This is a genomic window from Streptomyces sp. YS-3 (genome assembly GCF_045257485.1).
In the GTDB taxonomy this organism is placed as follows: Bacteria; Actinomycetota; Actinomycetes; order Streptomycetales; family Streptomycetaceae; genus Streptomyces.
Genome location: NZ_JBJHPC010000065.1, coordinates 1 through 20,135 on the forward strand (window position 1 = coordinate 1; position 20,135 = coordinate 20,135).

The window sequence follows — 20,135 nt, forward strand, 5'->3', positions numbered from 1 at the left end:
GGGAGCTGCCACCCGACGAGGCGAGGCGGGAGCTGCCACCCGACGAGGCGAGGCGAGGCGGGCGGAGAATTCACGCGTCGGGTCTTGCCGGTCGTGTCAGTCTGGGGGCGTGGCGAAGATCGAGACAGTAGATGCGCTGGCGGCCGGGTGCCGGGGCGGAGGCGGGGATCTGTACGCCTATCGGGTACGAGGCACCGGCCGCAGCGCAGTAGTCCTATGGAGTGGCGGCGTCGGTGACGAACCCGATCGGGTGTTGGCGTTGCCGGTCGCTGGACGTTTGCACGTGCCGGTGTTTGTGACCGTTCGCCAGGCGCGGGTGTACGTGAGCCGCCGGGGACGGAGGCTGCTCGCCACTGAGGCCGATACGTTGGAGCTCGCCCGCGTCCAGCACTGGGTGGAGGACCCGATGCGCCGAGAGGCCCCGCCGGGCGCACTGCTGGACGCATGGAATTTCATCGAGGATCTGGCCCGTGGCCTGGACGCGGCCCACCGGCTGCCCCAGCAGGGAGCGGTGCACAACAGCGCCTACGAGAAGCTGTTCGCGGGGGAGTGCGCCGCGTGGACTCCTGTCGAACGAGGTGCGGTCCTGGAGCTGATCGCGGCCGGGGTGGAACTGTGGAATTCCTGCCCCGTGATCGTAAAACCCTGCTCAAGCGTCGAGGCCTGAGTCGTAGGAGGGGGTTCCCTGTCCGACGCTCGGGGTGGTTTCCGCGCCGGGCAGGTCGGTCCAGGTGTTGTCGGGCGCACGGTTGGTGACCAAGGGGCTACGCATGGTCGGCCGCCGCATTAGGAAGGGGTGTTTCACCCGCCATGTCGGCCAGGGTCGAAATGTGCGGGTTTGTGCGCCGTCTGCGCGCCTCACGCTGACTCCGTGCGGCCACGCCAGGGCCTGTAGCCTGGATTCGCGGGCAGAAGTGCTCATGCGCCCAGAAATCCGCACGAGGGGTACGGGGCGCGCGGGCTGTCAGGCCTGAAGGACCGCGGGCCGCATTCCCTCGCTCGACCGGGCTGGGCGCCGACGGTGCCTGACCGGGTATCGTGCGAGGTCACTGATACGGGCCGCCGTGTGGCCGAGACCGGGGAACGGGGGAAGGGCGTGGATGTCCCACCTGGCGTGGGCGGGTCGCCCGTCGCGTCGGCACGTGGCGCGGTCCTGCACATCAATCCGTTGCCTGACAGTTCTGGGCTGAGGGCGATCGGGGAGATCAGTATGGACACACGGACCGTTTGGCAGCAGGCGCTCCGGCAGCTGGCCGAGCGGCGCACCGATGTGCTGCATGTGGATCTTTCCCAGGTGAAGTTCGTGGACGTGGCCGGAGTGACGGACTTGGCGGTCACCGCCCAGCGTCTCCCCGAAGGGCAGCGGATGGTGCTCCACCGGCCCCCGTCGCAGCTGCCGCGTATTCTTGAGCTGTTCTGGCCCGGACTTGACGCGATCGAGGTGGCTGCGTAGTGAGCACAGTCACCCCGCACGAGCCGTTCGTTCACCCGGCGCTCTTCTACCGCGGTGCGGACCAGTACATCGCCGGAACGGTTCCCTTCCTGCGCGAAGGGCTGGACGCCGGTGAGCCCGCAGCCGTCGCGGCGCCCCCGGACCGGCTGGAGCTGATCCGCGAGGGCCTGGGCGAGCGCGCGTCGGAGGTCCACTTCATCGACATGACCCAGGCCGGCCGCAACCCGGGCCGCATCATCCCCAGCGTGCTGCGCAAGTTCGCCGACGCCCAGTCGGAGGCCCGCCGGGTCCGTATCATCGGTGAGCCGATCTGGCGGGGACGCTCCTCCGTGGAGTACCCGGCGTGCGTCCAGCACGAGGCGCTGATCAACACCGCTTTCACCGGGCGCGCGGTGACCATCCTGTGCCCCTACGACGCTGATCAGCTGGAGAAGCAGGCGCTCAGCGACGCCCTGGCGACCCACCCGGTCGTCATAGACGCGGACGGCGAGACGGTGTCCGCCGCCTACAGCCCCGAGCAGATCATCGCCCGCTACAACGAGCCCCTGCACTTCCCGCCCGGCGCCGCGGCATACTCTTTCGGCGCCCGGACCCTGCCCGACGCCCGTGACTTCGCCGTGTCCCAGGCACGGTCCCTGGGCGCGTCCGGCGTGAGCCTGGGAGACGTGGAACTCGCGGTGGCGGAACTGACCACCAACAGCATCGTCCACGGCGCCGGCTGGGGGACACTGCGGATCTGGGCCGAGAACGGCCGGATCGTCTGCGAGGTCCACGACGGCGGACAGCTGACCGACCCCCTGGCCGGCCGCCGCCCCCCGCACCCCACCCAGCCCGGTGGCCGTGGACTGCTGCTGATCCACCAACTCGCCGATCTCGTACGGGTCCACACCGGCCCCGACGGAACCACCATCCGCTGCTACCTCCCCGTCTGACCACGACCGGCCGCCCGGTCGGCTCCGCGCTGCCGGCAAGCCGACCGGGGTCCCATGAGCAGAGGTCCTGGCGCAGCCCTGTCGTGCGCTGCGGCCCGCCCGGTCGCCCCTCGACCGAACACCTCGGGGCCGACTCATCGGCGCACGGGCATGAGTGCGGGATGAAGGGGTAGACGCTGCGACATCGGCCGTTCGTGCAGGCCGTAGCGGTTGGCTCGACCTTTGGGAGGGACAGTATGGCGCTCATGGGCATTCCGGCAGTGGACACGCGGCCGAGGGAACTGCCGGAGGTCGCCGAGCCCTCCCGAATGGCGCCCAGGGACGCTCGCGAGCTCTCCAGGCTGTTCTTCGAGCGGCTCGCGGTCCTGGAGGAGGGGACGCCCGAGTACAGCTACGCGCGCGGCACGCTGATCGAGATGAACATGTCCCTGGTCCGTTACGCGGCAGGCCGGTTCCGCAGCCGCGGCGCGGACGAGATGGAGGACATCGTCCAGGTCGGCATGGTCGGTCTGATCAAGGCGATCGACCGGTTCGAGCTGACGCGCGAGGTGGAGTTCACCTCCTTCGCGATCCCCTACATCGTGGGCGAGATGAAGCGGTTCTTCCGCGACACGTCCTGGGCCGTCCACGTGCCGCGCCGGTTGCAGGAAGCCCGTGTCCATCTCGCCGGCGCGACCGAGGAGCTCCGCAGCCGTCTGGGCCGTACGCCCACGGTGCAGGAACTGTCGGAGCTGATGAGCCTGCCCGAGGAAGAGGTGCGGGAGGCCCGTCTGGCCGCCAACGGCTACAACTCCGCTTCTCTGGACGCCGCGATCGGGGGCAGCGAGGACGGCGAAAGCGCCCTCCAGGACTTCATCGGCGCCGAAGACCAGGCACTGGAACTGGTGGAGGACTTCCACGCCCTCGCTCCGCTGATCGCCGAACTCGACGAGCGGGACCGGCAGATCATTCACATGCGGTTCGTGGAGGAACTCACCCAGGCCCAGATCGGCGAACACCTGGGTGTCTCCCAGATGCATGTCTCCCGGCTCCTGTCGCGCACACTCACCCGCTTGCGGGACGGCATGCTGACCCAGCGCTGAGCGCGACCCCGTCGGTCAGGACCCTGCGGACTCCGTTGCCGCCGAGGTGGACTGTCGGTAACCGCGTCCACGACGCACAGGGCCGCGTGGGGGCGGGATGCGGAGGGTTGGCGGTCACATGGGGCTACTGAGCGGCGTCTGAGAGGCTATTGGGTATGGATATCGTTCGCAGAAACAAAGTGAGGGTCACCGGAAACCCGAAGGGGCGGACGGTGGTGCTGGCTCATGGGTTCGGCTGCGATCAGAACATGTGGCGGCTGACACTGCCCGCCCTGGTCGAGGAGTACCGGGTGGTGCTGTTCGACTACGTGGGTTCGGGCGGTTCGGACGCGTCCGCGTTCTCTGAGGAGCATTACGCCTCACTGTCCGGTTACGCGCAGGACGTGGTGGAGGTGTGCGAAGCCCTGGATCTGCGCGATGCCGTGTTTGTCGGGCACTCGGTCAGCGCGATGATCGGTGTGCTGGTGGCAGGCAGGGCTCCGGAGCGGATCGGGGCACACATCATGGTCGCTCCCTCGCCCCGGTACATAGACGACGACGGCTACCGCGGCGGCTTCAGCGCCGACGACATCGACGAGCTGCTGGAGTCGCTGGACTCCAACTACCTGGGCTGGTCGGCGGCCATGGCTCCGGTGATCATGGGGAACGCGGACCGCCCTGAACTCGGAGAGGAACTGAAGAACAGCTTCTGTGCCACGGACCCGGAGATGGCGCGCGTCTTCGCCCGGACCACGTTCCTCTCGGATTCGCGGGACGACCTGAAGGGAGTACAGGCACCGACGCTGGTGCTGGAGTGCACCGAGGACGTGATCGCCCCCCGGGAGGTGGGTGCCTTCGTCCACGCGGCGATCCCCGGCTCGACGCTGGTCACGCTGGACGCGACGGGGCACTGTCCGCATCTGTCCGCACCCGAGGCCACCAACGAAGCCATCCGGAGTTTCCTGGCGGACCTGCGTTGATGTGCCGCACCGGGCAGCATCCCGACCCGCACGACGCCGACGACGAGAAGACCTCCAGCGCGGCCTTTGCCGCACTCCTGGAGGACAGTGCGGAGGAGCTCTACGAGAGCGCTCCGTGCGGGTATCTGTCCACGCTGATGGACGGCACCATCGCGAAGATCAACACCACGCTGCTGACCTGGCTCGGCCTGAAGCGGAAGGCGGTGGTGGGCAGGATGCGGTTCACCGACCTGCTGACCGTGGGCGGCAAGCTCTACCACGAGACGCACTTCGCGCCCCTGCTGCGGATGCAGGGCGAGATCAACGGCATCGCCCTGGAGCTCAAACAGACCGGTGGCGGCCGGCTGCCGGTGCTCGTCTCCTCCTCGGTCAAGCACGGCATCACCGGCGAACCCCTGCTGATCCGCACCACCGTCTTCGACGCCCGGGACCGCCGCGCCTACGAAAAGGAACTCCTGCGCAGCCGGCAGGCGGCCGAGGAAGCGCGCAAGCAGGCAGAGGCCGACCGGGCCCGGCTGCAGGACGCACTCGCCGTGCTCCAGCAGTCACTGCTGCCCGCCACCCTGCCGGTGGTACCGGGGATGGAGACGGCCGCCTACTACCACATCGCCTCCTCGGACCGGCTCGGCGGCGACTTCTACGACGTCTTCCCCCTGGACGGCAAACGCTTCGGGTTCTTCCTCGGCGACGTGTGCGGCAAGGGGCCCCAGGCGGCGGCGGTCACCTCACTGACCCGCTACACCCTGCGCGCCGCCGCTCTGCACGACTCCGACCCCGTCTCCGCCCTGACCACCCTCAACAAGGTGCTCCACGAGCGGTACTCCGGTGGCAGCGGTGACCCGCGTTACTGCACCGCGGTCTTCGGCACCCTGGAGCCGGACATCTGCACCGGGCAGGTCGCCGTCCATCTGGCCTCGGGCGGCCACCCGCCGGCCATAGTGGTGCGCGCCGACGGTAGCGCGACTTCCTGCCCACCCCCGGCGGCCTCCTCGTCGGCATCCTTCCCAGCGCGCGGTTCACCGCCGCGAGGACGGTCCTCGCCCCAGGCGACACGCTCTTGCTCTACACCGACGGCATCACCGAAGCCCGCACCGGCGAAGACCGCACCAGCCTGTACGGGGACGAGACCCTGCTCGCCTTCGCCGCCGACCACGCCTGCGAACCCCCGTCCGCTGTGATCGAGGCACTGACCGGTCTGCTGCACGGCTTCGGCGACGGCCTCGACGACGACACCGCCCTGCTCGCCCTCGGCGTCCCCGCCCAGCCCCCCGGAGACAGCAGCAGCCGATGAGTCCACTGAAGATCACCACTCGCGATGCCGCCACCGGTCCCGTTCTGGCAATTTTCGGCGGACTCGACTACGACAGCACCGGCCAACTGCGCCGACTGATCCCCACCGTCGCCCTGCGTCCGGGTCAACGCCTCACCCTGGACCTGGGCGGCATGGAGTTCTGCGACTCCAGCGGCATCACCGCCCTGATCGCCGCCTACAACCACGCGCAGGCCGCCCAGGCGGACATGGCACTCGCAGCCGTACCCGAACGTGTCCTGCGCACGCTGCGCATCGTCGGCCTCGACCAGATCTTCCCCATCGAGCCCGACGCCGGCGCCGCCGATCCTTCCTGAGTACGGCAACGCAGAGGCGTCTTCCGCGTGTTGGGGCCGGTGACGGTTACGGGGCAGCGTTGTGCATACGGTCGCTCGTGAGCCACGCGTCGATGACCGTGGTGAGTTCGTCCTGTCCGGTGAAGGTGTGTCCGTTCATGCCATGGGCCTGCGCCGCGCGGACGTTGTCCTCCCGGTCGTCGACGAAGAGGAAGTGGGCGGGGGCGGCGTTCAGGGCGGCGGTGCAGTGGTGGAACGCGGCCGGGTCCGGCTTGGCCGCGTGGATCTTTCCGGAGAAGGCCACGTGGTCGAGGTGGTGCAGCCAGGGCTGGGCGGCGAGAAAGGCATCGGCGTGGTCGGCGGGGATGTTGGACAGCAGGGCGACCTCGGCGCGGCCTCGCAGGGACTGTACGTAGGCGACCATACGGTCATCGACGCGGGACCAGCTGTCGATGTCGGTGAGCCGTAGTTCCTCGATCGTGTCGGCACAGGCGGGCCGGGACAGTGCCCGCAGGACACGCGTCCAGTACACCGTTGCCGAGTGCCGACCGGTGTCGTAGGGCGGGCGGTGGGCCCAGTAGGCCGTGGTGTAGGCGTCGACGGGGGCGCGGCACAGGGCTGCCATCTTCTCCTGCGCGCCCGGGCGTTGGTGGCGGGCGATGACCCCGAAGAGGTCGAAGAGCAGGATGCGGCGGTCGGTGGACATGATGGTGATCCCTTACGTGTCGGGGTTGTCCGGTTCACGGACAGCGGGGCAGGGCGAGGGCGAGCGAGTCGAGTGCGGCCAGGGCGTCCGGGCCGGCGGGGACGAGGACGACGCCGGTCGCGCCGGCCGCGTGGCGGGAGGCGATCGCCGTACGGGCCCGGTCGGGGGTGCCGACGATGCTCAGCTCGCGGACCCAGGCGGCGGGCATCGTCTGGGCGAAGTCCCGGCCGTCACGGCAGGCGGCGCGGTGTGCGCGCAGTGCCGCGGCGAACGGCAGGGGTTCGATGTGCGCGGCCCAGTCCGTCTCGCCGATCGATTCCAGAGCGGGTCGGACGCGGGCGAGGGCCGCTTCTTCGTCGTCGTCGACGGCCGCGGCGTCGTAGGTGATGACCTCCGGGCGCTCGGGGGTTACGGTGGCGCGGAGGTGGTGCAGGGAGGCGGTGATGTAGGCGGGGGCCGCGGGCTCGGCCAGGAGGAGTCCGTCGGCGGTCTCGCCCGCGGCTGCCTGCGATCTGGGGCCGCGGACGCCGAGAACGACCGGCGGAACGGCCCCGGGGGTGGCTGGGGTCTCCGTGATGACGACGCCTTCGCAGCGTACGTAACGGCCGTTCGCGGGGCCGGGTTCGCCCCGCAGGAGCAGACGGAGCGCGGTGGCGTACTCCTTGATCAGGGTCAGCGGGCTGGCGGGCCGGGATCCGGCCTGACGCATCCAGTCGGGCATGCCGTGGCCGATGCCGGCGATGAGCCGGCCGGGGTGGAGCTGGGCGAGGGTGGCCAGTTCCATCGCGGTGAAGCACACGTTGCGGGCGCCGGCGGGCAGGATGCCGATCCCGACCGTGATGCGGGTGGTGGCGGCCAGGACGGAGGCGGCCTGCGCGATGCCGCCGCGCCAGCCGAGGTCCTCCACCACCCACACCTGGTCGAAGCCCAGTTCCTCGGCCCGGCGGGCGTAGGCGAACAGCTGGTGGGCGGGCAGGTCCCGAGGGAGCATCACGCCGACCTGTCCGCCGGGGGAGAAGGTTTCTTCCTGAGTCATCACGGGCTGAGTCATCACGGGCTCCGGGTGCTGGGTGGTCGGTGGCGGCCGGGTGGGTGCCTGTGCGGCACGCGTCAGGACGTGCCGCACAGGCGGTCAGTGGCTGCTGTGCGCGCTCTCGCTGGCGCTGGGGGTTTGCGGGGCGGTACGCAGGATCCCGGCGGCCCCGCAGGCGGTCAGGCACAGCAGAGTCAGCAGAACGAAGGCGTGGTTCAGGGCGAGGCGTTGGGTCAGCCAGCCGATGACGGCGGGACCGGCGAGCATGCCGACGTAGCCGAGGCCGGCGACGCGGGACACGTTGGCGCCCGCCGCCGCGGGATCAGCGTGCCCGGCCGCGCTGAACAGTTGCGGGACACAGCCCGACAGGCCCAGGCCGAACAGTGCCCAGCCCGCGAACGCGGCCCATATCCAGGGCCCGAGCACCACGAGCGTGATGCCCGCGGCGGCCGTGGCCGAGCCGTAGCGCAGGATCGCCATGGACCCGAACCGGGCGACGAGACGGTCGGTCAGCAGCCGGCCGATGGTCATGGCCGCCGCGAAGACGCCGTAGGCGAAGGCGGCCGTACCGGCCGGAGCACCCAGGACATCCTTCAGGTGCAGGGCGCTCCAGTCGTTGGCCGCACCTTCGCACAGCATGATCATCAGCGCCAGGACGGCGAGGAGCCAGACGCGCCCGGTGGCGCCGCCGCTGTCGGCGGCCGGTGACGCTTCCGCCCCCTGCTGCGCGGAGCCGGCACGCTCGTCGGTGGGCGTGACCGGCAGCAGGGCGCGTGCCGAGGCCAGGGCGATCGCGATGCCCGCGGCTCCCACGGAGGCCATGCCCACGGCCAGGTTCAGTCCGGCGCTCGCGGTGCCCGCCCCGACGAGCGCGGCGAGGACGCCGCCGACGGAGAACGTGGCGTGGAAGCCCGACATGACGGGGCGACCGTACGCCTTCTCCACGTGAACGGCATGGGCATTCATGCTCACGTCCAGAAGGCCGTTGCAGAAGCCGAAGATGAGCAGGGCGCCCGCCAGCGTCCATGGATCCCGGGCTAGACCTGGCAGAGCCAGGGCCGCGCCGCACAACATCCCGCTGGCGGGCACCACCACGCGGGCGCCGAGGCGGTCGGTCAGCCGCCCGGCCACCTGCATTCCGGTGAAGGCCCCGGCGCCCAGCAGCACCAACAGGCCGCCCAGTGTCGCGTGGCTGATGCCCGCCCGTTCCTCGATGGCCGGAATGTGCACCACCCAGGCGCCCATCAACGTGCCGCACAGGACGAAGTAGACATAGGTCGCCCTGCGGGCGGCTCGAAGTGAACGTTCCATGCCACCCACCGTAACGAACATGTCTCGTGTTCGAAAGACCACTGTGCGAACACTTTGCTTGTTCGTTCTGTCGTGGTGTTCAATCGCCGTATGAGCAACGCAGACCGGCACGGACTGATCGCGAAGGCCGTCAGGGATTCGGGCGGCGCGACGGTCCAAGACCTCGCCGAGCTGACCGGTGCCTCGGAGATGACCATCCGGCGCGACCTCGACACCCTGGCCGCGCAGGGCGTCCTCGAACGCGTACGCGGCGGGGCGCGCACCCTGCTGCTCCGGGGCGAGGAACCGCCTTTCGCGCTGCGCACCCGCGAGGCGGTCGACGCCAAGCGACGGATCGCCGCCGGGATCTGCGCGCTCATCGCCGACGGCGAGAGCGTCGTGCTGGACAGCGGCACCACCTGCCTGGAGGTCGCCCGCCTCCTGCGCGAGCGCCCCGTGACCGTGATGCCCCTGTCCCTCCAGGCCATCCACCTGCTCGGCGAGACACCCGGCCGGGCCACACTGGTCGTGCCCGGCGGACAGCCCCGAGCCGCCGAAGGAGCCCTCACCGGCCCCCTCACCCTCGCCTCCCTGGCAGCGCTGCGCTTCGACACCGCCGTCATCGGCTGCTGCGGCCTGACCGCCGCCGACGGGCTGACCGCCTACGACCTCGACGACGCAGCGGTGAAGAAGGCGTGCATCGCCTCCGCCCGCCGCACCCTCGTCGCCTCCGACGGCAGCAAACTGGGCCACACCGCGTACGCGTACGTCGGCCGCTCCACCCTCCTGCACACCCTCGTCACCGACACCGACGCACCCGCCGACGAAGTCACCGCTCTCGAAAGCGCGGGCACCGTCGTCCAGACCGTGTGACAACCCTTGCGGTCGCACGGTGTTGGGGTAGGCGTCATCGCGGTGTGCGCGGGGCCGGCAGCGTGTCCGCCGAGGCCGTAAACCTGTGGACAGTCCCGCGGTTCTGGTTGAGCATCTCCGCGATGAACAACGAATCTCTCACCAGCCCGAAACGCGTCCGCTTCGTCGAGCTCAACGCCAAGGCACTGCGGGCGCTTGCCGACGGCGACCTCGCCGCCGGAAGCGCCGAGGCCGGAGTCGCCCTCGACGAACACTTCGTCGGGGAGCGAGCTCGCTGGATCTTCGGCTACCGCGCCGACCAGCTCACCAAGGACCCCTCCGTCGCGCCCTGGATCGCGCGGGCCGCGGTGTCCGAGCCGGACGGGATCGTCGTCGGCGACGCCGGGTTCCACGGGCCGCCGGACGAGGCCGGCATGGTCGAGGTCGGCTACACCGTCGTCCCCCGGTACCGCCGCCAGGGCTATGCCCGCGCGATGCTGAGGGCGCTGCTCGCCAGGGCCGCCGCCGACCCCGGTGTCAGGACCGTGCGCGCAAGGATCAGCTCCGACAACACCGCCTCCCTGGCCTCCATCAAGGGCTTCGGCTTCACACGCGTCGGCGAGCAGGGGGACGAGCACGAAGGGATCACGATCATCTTCGAGGTCCCGGCGGACGCGATTCAGGTCGGGTAGGGGATGGCCGGGCCGCCTGTTCCTGTCCCCTTGCCGCCCCGGCCAGTTGCCTGGGCGTCGACTGCCCTGTTGTCGCCCGCGCCCCGGCAGGCGGGGGGTTTCCCCAAAAGGGATCTGGGGGCTGCCTCTACTGCGAGGGCATGAGGTGCCGGGCGATGATCACCTCAAGTCGCAGCAAGCGAGTTGAGGGGCACAGCGCATGGTTACGCAGCACAACCAGATCGGCCGGCGAGGACTGCTGGCGACGGCGGCGGCGCTCACGGTGGGTGCGGTCCTGGCCCCCGTTCCCGCGTCGGCCGCCCAGCCCGGGGCGGCGGACGGAAAGCAGAACCCCGTCCGCGTACTGGAGCAGACGGCCCACCCGCTGCGATCCACCGAACCCCGGCGGAACACGACCGACCTTCACGCCCTTGGCGCGATGATCGGCGACGCCAGGGTGGTCGGCCTGGGCGAGGCCACCCACGGCTCACACGAGTTCTTCACCATGAAGGAGCGCCTCTTCCGCTACCTCGTGGAGGAGAAGGGCTTCACCACCTTCGCCCTGGAGGTGAGCTGGTCCGCCGGGCTCCAGATCGATGAGTATCTCCAGAGCGGCAGGGGCGACGCCCGTAGGATCGCTCATGAGGCGTTCGCGAACTCGCCTTGGGACCGCGAGGAGTTCGTCAGCCTCCTTGAGTGGATGCGCGGCTACAACCGTCACCACCCCGACCGCACCGTGCACTTCATGGGTGACGACATCGGCGCCCCGGCGGTGACCGACGCGTTCTTCGGCCGTATCACCGACTATGTGAAGCGGCAGCATCCCCAGGCGCTGGCGCGACTCAACGAGCTCTACACCGGACTGCGCCCGATCGACGACGTCTTCGCCTACCTGAACAAGCCGCAGGCGGAACGTCGGCGGCTGGCTGTTCAGGCACAGCAGGCCCTGGAGCTGATCAGCGGCCTGAAGGGCTCGGGCGGCACCGCGTTCGACTGGGCCGAGCAGAACGCCCGCTCGATCGCCCAGACCGCCAGGTTCCTCACCCTGAACCCCGAGGATCCGCAGTCCAACGCCGCTGCCCAACGCTTCCGCGACGAGGTGATGGCCCAGAACGTCTCCTGGTGGCAGCGGCGCACCGGGCACAAGGTGCTGCTGTCCGCCCACAACGACCACGTCGGCCTCGTCGCCGGCGATCCCCGGACGTACTCCAAGACGCAGGGCTCATTCCTGCGCGACACCCTGGGCGAGAAGTACCTCCCGATCGGCTTCACCTTCGACCGGGGATCCTTCCTGTCGAAGGATGCCGCGCTGGGCGGGGAGTGGAAGAAGTTCACCGTCCCCGCCGCGGGACCCGGCACGAACGAGGCCACCCTCGACAAGGTCCGCTACCGCGACTTCTATCTCGACACCCGCAACGCCCCGGCCGCCGCGCGCGGCTGGCTGAACACCGGGCGGCCCACCCGCAACGTCGGCACACTGTTCCCCGAGCCGCTGCGCGACACCGCCATCGCCAAGTCCTTCGACGTCCTCATCCACCTCCACGAGGTCCGGGAGGCGGACAAGCTGAAGCCGTAGCGGCCGACTGGCGACGTGCCGCCCGCGGTCACCGCCTCAGTCGGGTGTCCGCCGGTCGTCCAGTCACGCCAGCGCCACCGTCGTCGTGACTCGGGTTAGGGCCGGACGCCGAGGGGCTGAGGCGAACCCGAAGCGGACCGGCGGCGTGACAGGGGCCATCGGGCCGAGGTCGGCCCCGTCGAAGGTGGCCGAGGCCGCGCGGAGAAACCGCAGGTCCTGGGCTCCGTACCACTGCGTGCGCCCCGCTCCCGCGCTCCCGCGGGTCCGTACCCCGTCGAGCAGGACGCGAGCCGGCAAGTCCGTCAGGGCGCTCCACGCCGGGCGGCGGGCCAGCGGTGCCGGAACGGCGCGCAGCAGCAGTCCCAGAGGACCGCGGCGGCCGACCACGAAGCGCAGATCCAGCGGCGGCGCCGCCACCGTCCACATGTCCTCGATGACGCTCACCTCGACTGGGGTGATACGTACGGCGTCGAAGGTGTAGGTGCTGCTGATGAATTCGGCCGTCTCGTGAGTGGGAGCGAGCAGCAGCCTTTCTCCGTCGGCGTTTTCGAGCATCACATCGCTGAACGGACCGAACGGTGTGTGCTCCCAGTGGCCGAGCACGATCCTCATGCCGCTCGACGTGCCCAGGCCCGCGATCCACCCCTCGAAACGCAGCCGGGGCCGGCGCTGCCGTGCTGTTGCGGGGATCCACTTCATCCTGATGCTCCCGTGCGTGGGCCCGTGATGTCAGTCTGCGGTCGGCGACCAACGTACCGGTCGATCGGTCGCGCCGGACGCACCTGTCGGCCGTGCCTGCCCTCGACGGTGTAGCGCAGTTGGGCGAAGCCTCCGATGTCGGTGGCCGATTCCAGGCGCAGCGGCACGTCCTCGGTCAGCTCGCCGAAGAGTCGGTGGCCCGCCCCGATCAGGACCGGCGCGACGCGGATCGACGTCGGCGTCCCCGGCCGATTCACCGGTTGAGGAACTCCGCACACCGATAAGGACCCAGCGCGGCGCCGCCGTCCGGTCGCAGGGTGACCTGGACGTCGTCGGCCCTGGTGTTCGGGTCCAGTACGGACTGGGCGCGCGCCAGGGTGCACACCAACTGGCCCGTGCCCTGGTCGCGCCCCGACAGGGCATAGGGGCCGTCGAGGCGCACCGTGACACGGGCGCCCGCCCCGGTCACCGTGTAGCCGCCGAGCTGGACCAGTGAAGTGAGGCCGTCGCGTTGCTCGGCCGGGGGTGGACCCACGGCCAGCAGTTTCACCACCGTATTGAGATCGTTGACCTGCCGGTCCAGCAGCGGCACCCCGCGCAGCCCGCTGTCGGAGGCGAAATACAGCCGCATCCCGCGCGTCAGCCCGGACGCGGGCTCGCCCGCGCCCACCACGCCGCTCGGCTGGACACCGCACCCCGCGAGGGCGAGTCCCGCGATCCCCACCAGGGCGGCTCCTCGGCGCAAGCTCATGCGCGATCTCCTTCGATGCGCCGTGCGGGCAGCCGCAGGGTGAACACCGCGCCGCCCTCCGGACCGTCGGCCACCTCGATCGTGCCGCCGTGCAGGCGCGCGTTCTCCAGCGCGATCGCCGTGCCGAGGCCGCTGCCGGGGCCACTCTCGTCGGACGCGCTCCGCGTACGGGCCGCGTCCGCCTTGAAGAAACGGTCGAAGACCCGCTCCCGGGCTTCCGGGGGCAGCCCGGGTCCGTGATCGGCGACCTCCAGCGTGAGCCACTCCCCGTCCGTGCCGGTCACCGTCCCCAGGGTCACGGTGACCGGCGGGGCGCCGTGCCGCAGCGCGTTGCCCACCAGGTTCGCGACGATCACGTCGATTCGGCGCCGGTCGACGACCGCCCGTACGCCTTCGGGCAGACGCGTCCGCACGTGGTGGGTCCAGCCGCGCAGGGCCAGGGACGCGCGCACGGTGTCGGCGAGGTCGGTCTCGGCCGCGTTCAGCCGTACCGCCTTGGCGTCGAAGCGGGAGATCTCCATCAGGTCCTCGACCAGCCGGGCCAGCCGGGCCGTCTCCGCGCCGACGGTACGGGCCGCGCGCGCCGCGTCCGGCGGCAACTGGTCGGCGTCCTCCTCCAGCACGGTCGCCACCATCGTCATCGCCGCCAGCGGGGTGCGCAGTTCGTGCGACACGTCCGCGACGAAGCGGCGCGCTTTCGCCTCCTGGTCGCGCAGTTCCGCGTCGGAGGCCTGGAGCGCGTCGGCGGTCTCGTTGAACGTCCGTGCCAGGTCGGCGAGTTCGTCGTGTCCGGTGACGGCGACGCGGCTGCCGAGGTCCCCGGTGGCGAGCTCGCGGGTGGCCCGGTTGAGTTTGCGGACCGGACGCAGGACGGTGCCCGCCGACAGCAGCGCCAGGACGGCGGCGAGCAGTACCACCGGCGCGGTGCCCGCCCGTACGGAGTCGAGGAGTGCGGCCGTGTCGTCGCGCTCGGCCCGCAGGTCGGTGATCACGTACACCTCCAGCCCGGAGCTGCGGTGGTCGCCGTCGGCGTAGGTGACGGGCATCCCGACGGTCAGATAGGGCTCGCCGCGCCACATCACCCGCTGGAACCGCGTGCCCCTGCCGGTCTGTACGGCGGCGCGCAGTTCGGTGCTGATCCGGCCTTCGGTGTCGGCGAGCGTGCCGGAGGCGGCGACCAGGTCCTGGTAGCGCGCGACCACCGGGCGGGCGCCGATGCCGTCCGAGACCTGCGCCGCGAAACGGGACAGCGACCGGTGGTCGGGCGGCAGGTCGAAGTCGGCGGCGACGGTCGTGACCCGCTTGCGGAGGTCGTTCACAGCGGTGTTCTGGGTACGTTGGAGGACGGCGGTGCGGGCGTCGCGATAGGCGAGGGCGGTCGCGGTCACCGCGCTGACGAGGGCGACGAGGACGAAGGTGACGACGAGGCGGGTGCGCAGCCCGCCCACGAGCCGCCGGGAGCGCCGCCCGGCGGCGACGCGCCCTCTTCCGTCCTTGGACCCGCCGGTGTCCGTGGGCTTCACAGCGGTCCGAAGCGGTAGCCGAAGCCGCGCACGGTCTGGACGTACCGCGGCTTGGCCGGGAGGTCCTCCAGTTTGGACCGCAGCCGTGCCACCGCCGCGTCCACCAGTCGGGAATCGCCCAGGAAGGTGTGGTCCCAGATGGATTCGAGGAGCTGCTCGCGGGTGAAGACCCGGCCGGGGGAGGCCGACAGCTCCAGGAGCAGCCGCAGCTCGGTGGGTGGCAGCGGGACGAGGGCGCCGTTCTTGGTGACGGTCAGCCCGGCGCGGTCGATCACCAGACCGGCGAGGTCGGGGTCCGCCTCCCGCGTCCGCGCGGACGGTTCCGCGCGCCGCAGGGCGGCGCGGATGCGGGCCTCAAGCACCGGTGCGGTGACCGGCTTGACCACGTAGTCGTCGGCGCCCGCCTCCAGGCCCGTCACGATGTCCGCGTCGTCGCCGCGCGCGGTCAGCATGATGACCGGCAGGGTCGCGGAACGGGCACGGATGCGGCGGCACACCTCAAAGCCGTCCATACCGGGCAGCATCAGGTCCAGTACGGCCAGTTCGACCTGTGCGCCGCGGTCCCCGGCGAGCAGGGCGAGGGCCTGCTCGCCGGTGGCGGCGGTGTCCACGCCGTACCCGTGCCGGCGCAGCACGAGCTCCATCCCGTCCCGTACGGACGCGTCGTCCTCGATGAGCAGCACATGCGGCATGGGGCCGATTATGACCATGCCGGGACCGCTTCCAGCTACTCCACAGGGGAGCGCAGGCGCAGGTGGGAGGCATTGTTACGTTCCCATCACATGGCCATGGACAGGTCATCATCTGCGGTGGCGAACGTGAAGCGCATGAGCTTTCTCGGGATGAACCGAACAAACCATGCGATTCCTCGCCTCTCTGTACGGATGCGTCTCGTCGGCCTCGCCGCCGTGCCCGTGCTCGCCCTCTGCGGGGCCTGCGGCAGTGGCGACGGCGACGGTGGCGACACGGGCAAGAAGGGCGGCGCGATCGCCGACGTGCCCGACGCGCCGGGAGCCGACGCCGCGAAGGAGGCGGGCGGGCCGAGCACCAAGCCCGCGGGCAAGAGCGCCTTCTACGACGCACAGATGCGGTACGTCCAGTGCATGCGCCTCAAGGGCGGCTACAAGGACTTCCCCGACCCCAAACTCAGCGGCTATCTGGACTGGGCGAAGGTCAACGCGATCGGCGCCCAGCCCGGCCGCAATGACGGCATCAAGGGTGGCGAGAGCGGCGCCTGTGTCACCGAGCTCCAGGCCGCCATGAACGCGGAACCCAAGCGCGACCAGCAGAAGGCCTACGAGTCCATGCTCGCCCATGCCCAGTGCATGCGGGACCACGGCGTCTCCAAGTTCGCCAACCCCACCATGAGTGGCGGCAACGCCCAGCCGGGCGGCGACCCGGACCCGGTGTCCCGCTCCCTCGACACCGCGTCGCCCGCGTACAAGCAGGCCCGCAGCGCGTGCGAGTCGAAGCTGCTCGACGGTCTGGACGGTATGCAGTGAAACGCCGCACCGCCTGGATCGCGCTCGCCGCTGCGGCCACCGCCGCGGCCTCGGTCACCGGGGGAGTACTGCTGCTCGGCGACGAGAGCGACGCGGGTGCCTCCGCGAGGAACGGTGAGCTGCCGCCCGCCACGGCGAAGGTCGTCCGCACGGACCTCGTTCTGTCCAAGACGGTCGACGGCAAGCTCGACTTCGCCCAGCGCCGCACCGTGAAATCCGCCGTCGAGGGCACCGTCACGGTGGCCGCCTCCGAAGGCCGCACGGTGAGACGAGGGCAGGCGCTGTACGCACTGAACGACAAACCGGTCACCCTCCTGTACGGGCCCGTCCCGATGTTCCGCGAGATGGAGGCGGGCGACCGCGGCAGTGACGTCCTCCAACTGGAGCGCAATCTGCGCGAGTTGGGGTACGGGGTCGGTGTCCCCGTCGACACGGAGTACGACCGGTTCACCGAGGCGGCCGTCAAGCGGTGGCAGAAGTCCCTGCGACGGGAGCCCACCGGCAGGGTGGGCAAGGGCGATGTCGTCTTCCAGCCGGCCGAGGTGAAGGTGGTCGCCGCCGACGCGGCGCTCGCCGACCAGGTCGCCCCGGGCGGAACGGTGATGACCATCGCCGCCACCCGGCCCGTCGTACGGGCCCAGCTGGAGCAGACCGATGGGGCGCTCACCTCCAGGAACACCAAGGTGGAGGTCGCCCTGCCGAGTGGGAGAACGGTGAGCGGGCGGGTCGAGGGGACGGTGCGTCCCCAGGAGTCCGAGTCGGGGGGCAGTGCGGGCGCGGGCGCGCAGAAGGGCATCACCGTCGAGATCGTCCTGGACGGTGGTGCGGGCGCGGTGTCCGGCGAGGACGCCAAGGCGTCGGCGAGCGTGAAGTTCGTCAGCGAGGCCCACAAGGGCGTCCTCGCGGTCCCCGTGGAGGCGGTCGTCGCCCTGCGCGGCGAGAACGGCGGCTACGGCCTCCAGATCGTCCAGGGCACCACCTCCAGGATCGTACGGGTGCAGACGGGCATGACCGCCGACGGGCGGATCGAGGTCTCGGGCGCGGACGTGCGCGAGGGCGCGCTGGTCGGAGTGGCGGCCTCATGACACCACCCCCGGTGATCGAACTGCGGAACGCCGGCAAGTCCTACCCCGGCGGCGTCCACGCCCTGCGCGGCGTCGACCTCACCGTCGACCAGGGCGAACTGGTCGCCGTCGTCGGCCCGTCCGGCTCCGGCAAGTCCACGATGCTCAACGTCATGGGCACCCTCGACCGGCCCACCACGGGAACCGTCGCGGTGGCCGGGTACGACGTGTCCGAGCTCTCCGACTCCCGGCTCTCCGCCCTGCGCGCCCGCCACATCGGTTTCGTCTTCCAGCACTTCCACCTGGCGGCTGGGCGCGACGCGGTGGACAACGTCGCCGACGGGCTGCTGTACGCGGGTGTGCCGCTGCGACAGCGCCGCGAGCGGGCGCGGGAGGCGCTGGCCAGGGTGCGCCTGGAGCAGCGCTTCTCGCACAAGCCCGACGAGTTGTCCGGCGGTGAGAAGCAACGGGTGGCCATCGCCCGCGCGCTGGTGGGCGAGCCCGCCCTGCTGCTGGCGGACGAGCCGACCGGGGCGCTGGACACCGCCTCCGGCGCGATCGTGATGGAGCTGCTGCACGAGCTGAACGCGTCCGGCACCACGATCTGCGTCATCACGCACGACCAGGCGATCGCGGACTCGCTGCCGCGGCAGGTCCGTTTCAAGGACGGCGAGATCGTCTCGGACTCCCGGCCCCCGCGCATGCCGGGGGAGGCCCGCGCATGAGGAACGACTTGACCAAAAACACCACCGACAAACTCCCGACCCACCTCGGGACCGTCAACGACCTCAGACCGTCCCGCCTCGCCCCGCGCGACATCCTGCGCGTCGGCGCGGTCGGCCTGCTCGCGCGGCGGGCGCGTGTCGTGCTGTCGGCGCTCGGCATCGCCATCGGCATCGCGACCATGGTCGCCGTCGTCGGCCTGTCCGAGTCGAGCCGCGCGGACCTGATGGCCCGGCTCGACCGCCTGGGCACCAACCTGCTCACGGCCGAGGCGGCGGACGACGACGGTACGGGCCGCCCGGCCAAGCTCCCCAAGACCGCGGTGGCCATGGTCGAGCGCATCGGCCCCGTTCGGCACGCCACGGCCACCGCCAACGTGGACGCCCGCATCCGCCGCAGCGATGTGGTGCCCGAGGAGCGCACCGCCGGCGTCACCACCCAGGCGGCCCGCCTCGACCTGCTCTCCGCGCTCGGCGGCGAGGTCGCCAAGGGCGTCTGGCTGACCGCCGCGGGCGAACGCCTCCCGACGACGGTTCTCGGCGCGGTGGCGGCGGACCGTCTCGGTATCACCCGCACCGGCGAGACGATCATGATGAACGACACCCGGGTGGTCGTCGTCGGCATCCTCGAACCGATCGAACTGGTCCCGACGCTAGACCGGGTGGCCCTGGTCGGATTCCCCGCCGCCGAACGCTACTTCGGCTTCGACGGCCACCCCACCACCGTCTTCGAGCGGTCCACGGACGCCTCGGTGGAGGACGTACGGGCGGTCCTCGCCCGTACCGTGAGTCCCGGCAGCCAGGCAGGCATCAAGGTCTCCCGCCCCTCGGACGCGCTGGCCGCCAAGGCAGCCGCCGACAAGGGCCTGACGACCCTGATGCTCGGCTTGGGCGCCGTGGCACTCCTGGTCGGCGGGGTGGGCGTCGCCAACACCATGGTGATCTCGGTCCTGGAACGCCGTCAGGAGATCGGCCTGCGCCGCTCCCTGGGCGCGACCCGCAACGCGATCCGCCTCCAGTTCCTGACCGAGTCGCTGCTGCTGTCCGGACTGGGCGGGGTGACGGGCGCACTCCTGGGCACGACGGCCACGTACGGCTTCGCCCGGGCTCAGGGCTGGACGGCGGTGGTACCACCCTGGTCCCTGGCGGGCGGCCTCGCGGCCACGCTGCTGATCGGCGTGATCGCGGGCCTGTATCCGGCGATCCGCGCCTCACGCCTGCATCCGACGGTGGCTCTGCATGCGGCGTGAGGAGGCGACTTGAACCGCCGGCATCAGTCGCTGGGCGTGTCAGCGCCGACAAGTTGAAGATTCGCAGCTCCCAGCGTCGCGTATGCGCTCCCGAGTTGCGTGCCTGCGACGCGGCCACGTCCAGCTGTTGGTGCTGGTGCACTCACGTCCGGCAGTCAGGACGGCTGGACTTGGTCGAAGAGGGCGAGAGCTTCGGCGGGGTCCGGGCTCACGAGGCGTTCCAGACCGGCTGTCGTGATTTCCGCCCACCTGCCGGCCCGTGCCCACATCTGTTCCTCGAAGGCGCGGACGGTCTCGTCCAGGTCTTCGGGGCCGGTGGCGATGGCCTCGGCGAGTTCGGCGCCTTCCAGCATCGCGAGGTTGGCGCCGGCCCCCAACGGAGGCATCAGGTGGGCGGCGTCGCCCAGGAGCGTCACGCCGGGGACGTGCGTCCAGGTGTGGGACACGGGAAGGACGTGGAGGGGG

At 70.9% G+C, this 20,135-nt stretch carries 21 protein-coding genes and 1 pseudogene; 14 read left to right on the forward strand and 8 right to left on the reverse strand.

Annotation, left to right across the window (positions count from 1 at the left end; genetic code table 11):
• Positions 1–109 precede the first annotated feature (109 nt).
• The 7 genes and pseudogenes from ACJA3G_RS08895 to ACJA3G_RS08925 all read left to right on the forward strand — a co-directional run bounded on the left by ACJA3G_RS08895 (position 110) and on the right by ACJA3G_RS08925 (position 6,052).
• A complete protein-coding gene (locus ACJA3G_RS08895; RefSeq protein ID WP_406552347.1) occupies positions 110–667 on the forward strand; it encodes a hypothetical protein in 558 nt (185 codons plus the stop codon).
• Between the two features lie 447 nt (positions 668–1,114).
• On the forward strand, positions 1,115–1,453 hold the full coding sequence (locus ACJA3G_RS08900) for an STAS domain-containing protein (protein WP_406552367.1): 339 nt from the start codon (positions 1,115–1,117) through the stop codon (positions 1,451–1,453).
• The gene (locus ACJA3G_RS08905; protein ID WP_406552348.1) at positions 1,453–2,385 is read left to right on the forward strand and encodes an anti-sigma factor RsbA family regulatory protein; all 933 of its coding nucleotides are present in this window, start codon (positions 1,453–1,455) and stop codon (positions 2,383–2,385) included. Before ACJA3G_RS08900 ends, ACJA3G_RS08905 begins: the two co-directional genes overlap by 1 nt.
• Positions 2,386–2,630: 245 nt before the next feature.
• Positions 2,631–3,467, forward strand: a complete 837-nt coding sequence (locus tag ACJA3G_RS08910; RefSeq protein WP_406552349.1) for an RNA polymerase sigma factor SigF — start codon at positions 2,631–2,633, stop codon at positions 3,465–3,467.
• Positions 3,468–3,622: 155 nt separating this feature from the next.
• Positions 3,623–4,426 (forward strand): alpha/beta fold hydrolase, encoded by an 804-nt coding sequence (locus ACJA3G_RS08915; protein ID WP_406552350.1) that lies wholly within the window; start codon positions 3,623–3,625, stop codon positions 4,424–4,426.
• Positions 4,426–5,717: pseudogene (locus ACJA3G_RS08920) on the forward strand (PP2C family protein-serine/threonine phosphatase). Before ACJA3G_RS08915 ends, ACJA3G_RS08920 begins: the two are co-directional and overlap by 1 nt.
• Positions 5,714–6,052, forward strand: coding sequence for an STAS domain-containing protein (locus ACJA3G_RS08925; protein ID WP_406552351.1), 339 nt, complete (start codon positions 5,714–5,716; stop codon positions 6,050–6,052). Before ACJA3G_RS08920 ends, ACJA3G_RS08925 begins: the two are co-directional and overlap by 4 nt.
• A 46-nt stretch (positions 6,053–6,098) precedes the next feature.
• Here ACJA3G_RS08925 and ACJA3G_RS08930 read toward each other — a convergent pair whose 3' ends face one another.
• The 3 genes from ACJA3G_RS08930 to ACJA3G_RS08940 all read right to left on the reverse strand — a co-directional run bounded on the left by ACJA3G_RS08930 (position 6,099) and on the right by ACJA3G_RS08940 (position 9,081).
• On the reverse strand, positions 6,099–6,737 hold the full coding sequence (locus ACJA3G_RS08930) for an HAD family hydrolase (protein WP_406552352.1): 639 nt from the start codon (positions 6,735–6,737) through the stop codon (positions 6,099–6,101).
• 34 nt (positions 6,738–6,771) lie between these two features.
• The gene (locus ACJA3G_RS08935; protein ID WP_406552353.1) at positions 6,772–7,773 is read right to left on the reverse strand and encodes an LLM class flavin-dependent oxidoreductase; all 1,002 of its coding nucleotides are present in this window, start codon (positions 7,771–7,773) and stop codon (positions 6,772–6,774) included.
• Positions 7,774–7,869: 96 nt separating this feature from the next.
• The gene (locus tag ACJA3G_RS08940) at positions 7,870–9,081 is read right to left on the reverse strand and encodes an MFS transporter (RefSeq protein WP_406552354.1); all 1,212 of its coding nucleotides are present in this window, start codon (positions 9,079–9,081) and stop codon (positions 7,870–7,872) included.
• Positions 9,082–9,171: 90 nt separating this feature from the next.
• On the opposite strand from ACJA3G_RS08940, the gene ACJA3G_RS08945 reads away from it, so the two are divergent.
• The 3 genes from ACJA3G_RS08945 (at position 9,172) to ACJA3G_RS08955 (ending at position 12,159) form a co-directional block, all read left to right on the forward strand.
• The gene (locus ACJA3G_RS08945) at positions 9,172–9,933 is read left to right on the forward strand and encodes a DeoR/GlpR family DNA-binding transcription regulator (protein ID WP_406552355.1); all 762 of its coding nucleotides are present in this window, start codon (positions 9,172–9,174) and stop codon (positions 9,931–9,933) included.
• A 122-nt stretch (positions 9,934–10,055) separates the two neighbouring features.
• Positions 10,056–10,604 carry a GNAT family N-acetyltransferase gene (locus tag ACJA3G_RS08950; RefSeq protein WP_406552356.1) on the forward strand — a complete coding sequence of 183 codons (549 nt, stop codon included), beginning with the start codon at positions 10,056–10,058 and terminating at the stop codon, positions 10,602–10,604.
• 199 nt (positions 10,605–10,803) lie between these two features.
• Entirely contained in the window at positions 10,804–12,159 is a 1,356-nt protein-coding gene (locus tag ACJA3G_RS08955; RefSeq protein ID WP_406552357.1) for an erythromycin esterase family protein, read from the forward strand.
• Positions 12,160–12,222: 63 nt separating this feature from the next.
• Here the strand turns inward: ACJA3G_RS08955 and ACJA3G_RS08960 are convergent, their stop codons facing one another.
• The 4 genes from ACJA3G_RS08960 to ACJA3G_RS08975 all read right to left on the reverse strand — a co-directional run bounded on the left by ACJA3G_RS08960 (position 12,223) and on the right by ACJA3G_RS08975 (position 15,824).
• The gene (locus tag ACJA3G_RS08960; protein WP_406552358.1) at positions 12,223–12,858 is read right to left on the reverse strand and encodes a hypothetical protein; all 636 of its coding nucleotides are present in this window, start codon (positions 12,856–12,858) and stop codon (positions 12,223–12,225) included.
• A gap of 253 nt (positions 12,859–13,111) precedes the next feature.
• Positions 13,112–13,609, reverse strand: a complete 498-nt coding sequence (locus ACJA3G_RS08965; protein ID WP_406552359.1) for a hypothetical protein — start codon at positions 13,607–13,609, stop codon at positions 13,112–13,114.
• Positions 13,606–15,132, reverse strand: coding sequence for an ATP-binding protein (locus ACJA3G_RS08970; RefSeq protein ID WP_406552360.1), 1,527 nt, complete (start codon positions 15,130–15,132; stop codon positions 13,606–13,608). The genes ACJA3G_RS08965 and ACJA3G_RS08970 overlap by 4 nt, the downstream gene beginning before the upstream one ends.
• A complete protein-coding gene (locus ACJA3G_RS08975) occupies positions 15,129–15,824 on the reverse strand; it encodes a response regulator (RefSeq protein WP_406552361.1) in 696 nt (231 codons plus the stop codon). Before ACJA3G_RS08975 ends, ACJA3G_RS08970 begins: the two co-directional genes overlap by 4 nt.
• A 192-nt stretch (positions 15,825–16,016) precedes the next feature.
• Between ACJA3G_RS08975 and ACJA3G_RS08980 the strand changes: the two genes are divergently transcribed.
• From ACJA3G_RS08980 to ACJA3G_RS08995, 4 genes are read left to right on the forward strand one after another with little or no spacing between them, the layout of a single operon-like run.
• Positions 16,017–16,634 carry a hypothetical protein gene (locus ACJA3G_RS08980; protein WP_406552362.1) on the forward strand — a complete coding sequence of 206 codons (618 nt, stop codon included), beginning with the start codon at positions 16,017–16,019 and terminating at the stop codon, positions 16,632–16,634.
• On the forward strand, positions 16,631–17,719 hold the full coding sequence (locus ACJA3G_RS08985; protein WP_406552363.1) for a peptidoglycan-binding protein: 1,089 nt from the start codon (positions 16,631–16,633) through the stop codon (positions 17,717–17,719). The genes ACJA3G_RS08980 and ACJA3G_RS08985 overlap by 4 nt, the downstream gene beginning before the upstream one ends.
• On the forward strand, positions 17,716–18,423 hold the full coding sequence (locus ACJA3G_RS08990; RefSeq protein WP_406552364.1) for an ABC transporter ATP-binding protein: 708 nt from the start codon (positions 17,716–17,718) through the stop codon (positions 18,421–18,423). Before ACJA3G_RS08985 ends, ACJA3G_RS08990 begins: the two co-directional genes overlap by 4 nt.
• Complete coding sequence (locus ACJA3G_RS08995) at positions 18,420–19,670, forward strand: ABC transporter permease (RefSeq protein ID WP_406552365.1); 1,251 nt, start codon at positions 18,420–18,422, stop codon at positions 19,668–19,670. The genes ACJA3G_RS08990 and ACJA3G_RS08995 overlap by 4 nt, the downstream gene beginning before the upstream one ends.
• Positions 19,671–19,825: 155 nt before the next feature.
• Here ACJA3G_RS08995 and ACJA3G_RS09000 read toward each other — a convergent pair.
• A partial coding sequence (locus ACJA3G_RS09000) for an FAD-dependent oxidoreductase (RefSeq protein ID WP_406552366.1) occupies positions 19,826–20,135 on the reverse strand: 310 nt, incomplete at its 5' end.

Excerpts from the sequence above, each read along its gene's own strand:
- ACJA3G_RS08940 (WP_406552354.1), bottom strand. The coding sequence starts at position 9,081 with ATGGAACGTTCACTTCGAGCCGCCCGCAGGGCGACCTATGTCTACTTC.
- ACJA3G_RS08930 (WP_406552352.1), bottom strand. The coding sequence starts at position 6,737 with ATGTCCACCGACCGCCGCATCCTGCTCTTCGACCTCTTCGGGGTCATC.
- ACJA3G_RS08955 (WP_406552357.1), top strand. The coding sequence starts at position 10,804 with ATGGTTACGCAGCACAACCAGATCGGCCGGCGAGGACTGCTGGCGACG.
- ACJA3G_RS08960 (WP_406552358.1), bottom strand. The coding sequence starts at position 12,858 with ATGAAGTGGATCCCCGCAACAGCACGGCAGCGCCGGCCCCGGCTGCGT.
- ACJA3G_RS08950 (WP_406552356.1), top strand. The coding sequence starts at position 10,056 with ATGAACAACGAATCTCTCACCAGCCCGAAACGCGTCCGCTTCGTCGAG.
- ACJA3G_RS08980 (WP_406552362.1), top strand. The coding sequence starts at position 16,017 with ATGCGTCTCGTCGGCCTCGCCGCCGTGCCCGTGCTCGCCCTCTGCGGG.
- ACJA3G_RS08990 (WP_406552364.1), top strand. The coding sequence starts at position 17,716 with ATGACACCACCCCCGGTGATCGAACTGCGGAACGCCGGCAAGTCCTAC.
- ACJA3G_RS08965 (WP_406552359.1), bottom strand. The coding sequence starts at position 13,609 with ATGAGCTTGCGCCGAGGAGCCGCCCTGGTGGGGATCGCGGGACTCGCC.
- ACJA3G_RS08915 (WP_406552350.1), top strand. The coding sequence starts at position 3,623 with ATGGATATCGTTCGCAGAAACAAAGTGAGGGTCACCGGAAACCCGAAG.
- ACJA3G_RS08910 (WP_406552349.1), top strand. The coding sequence starts at position 2,631 with ATGGGCATTCCGGCAGTGGACACGCGGCCGAGGGAACTGCCGGAGGTC.
- ACJA3G_RS08945 (WP_406552355.1), top strand. The coding sequence starts at position 9,172 with ATGAGCAACGCAGACCGGCACGGACTGATCGCGAAGGCCGTCAGGGAT.
- ACJA3G_RS08995 (WP_406552365.1), top strand. The coding sequence starts at position 18,420 with ATGAGGAACGACTTGACCAAAAACACCACCGACAAACTCCCGACCCAC.
- ACJA3G_RS08975 (WP_406552361.1), bottom strand. The coding sequence starts at position 15,824 with ATGCCGCATGTGCTGCTCATCGAGGACGACGCGTCCGTACGGGACGGG.
- ACJA3G_RS08935 (WP_406552353.1), bottom strand. The coding sequence starts at position 7,773 with ATGACTCAGGAAGAAACCTTCTCCCCCGGCGGACAGGTCGGCGTGATG.
- ACJA3G_RS08925 (WP_406552351.1), top strand. The coding sequence starts at position 5,714 with ATGAGTCCACTGAAGATCACCACTCGCGATGCCGCCACCGGTCCCGTT.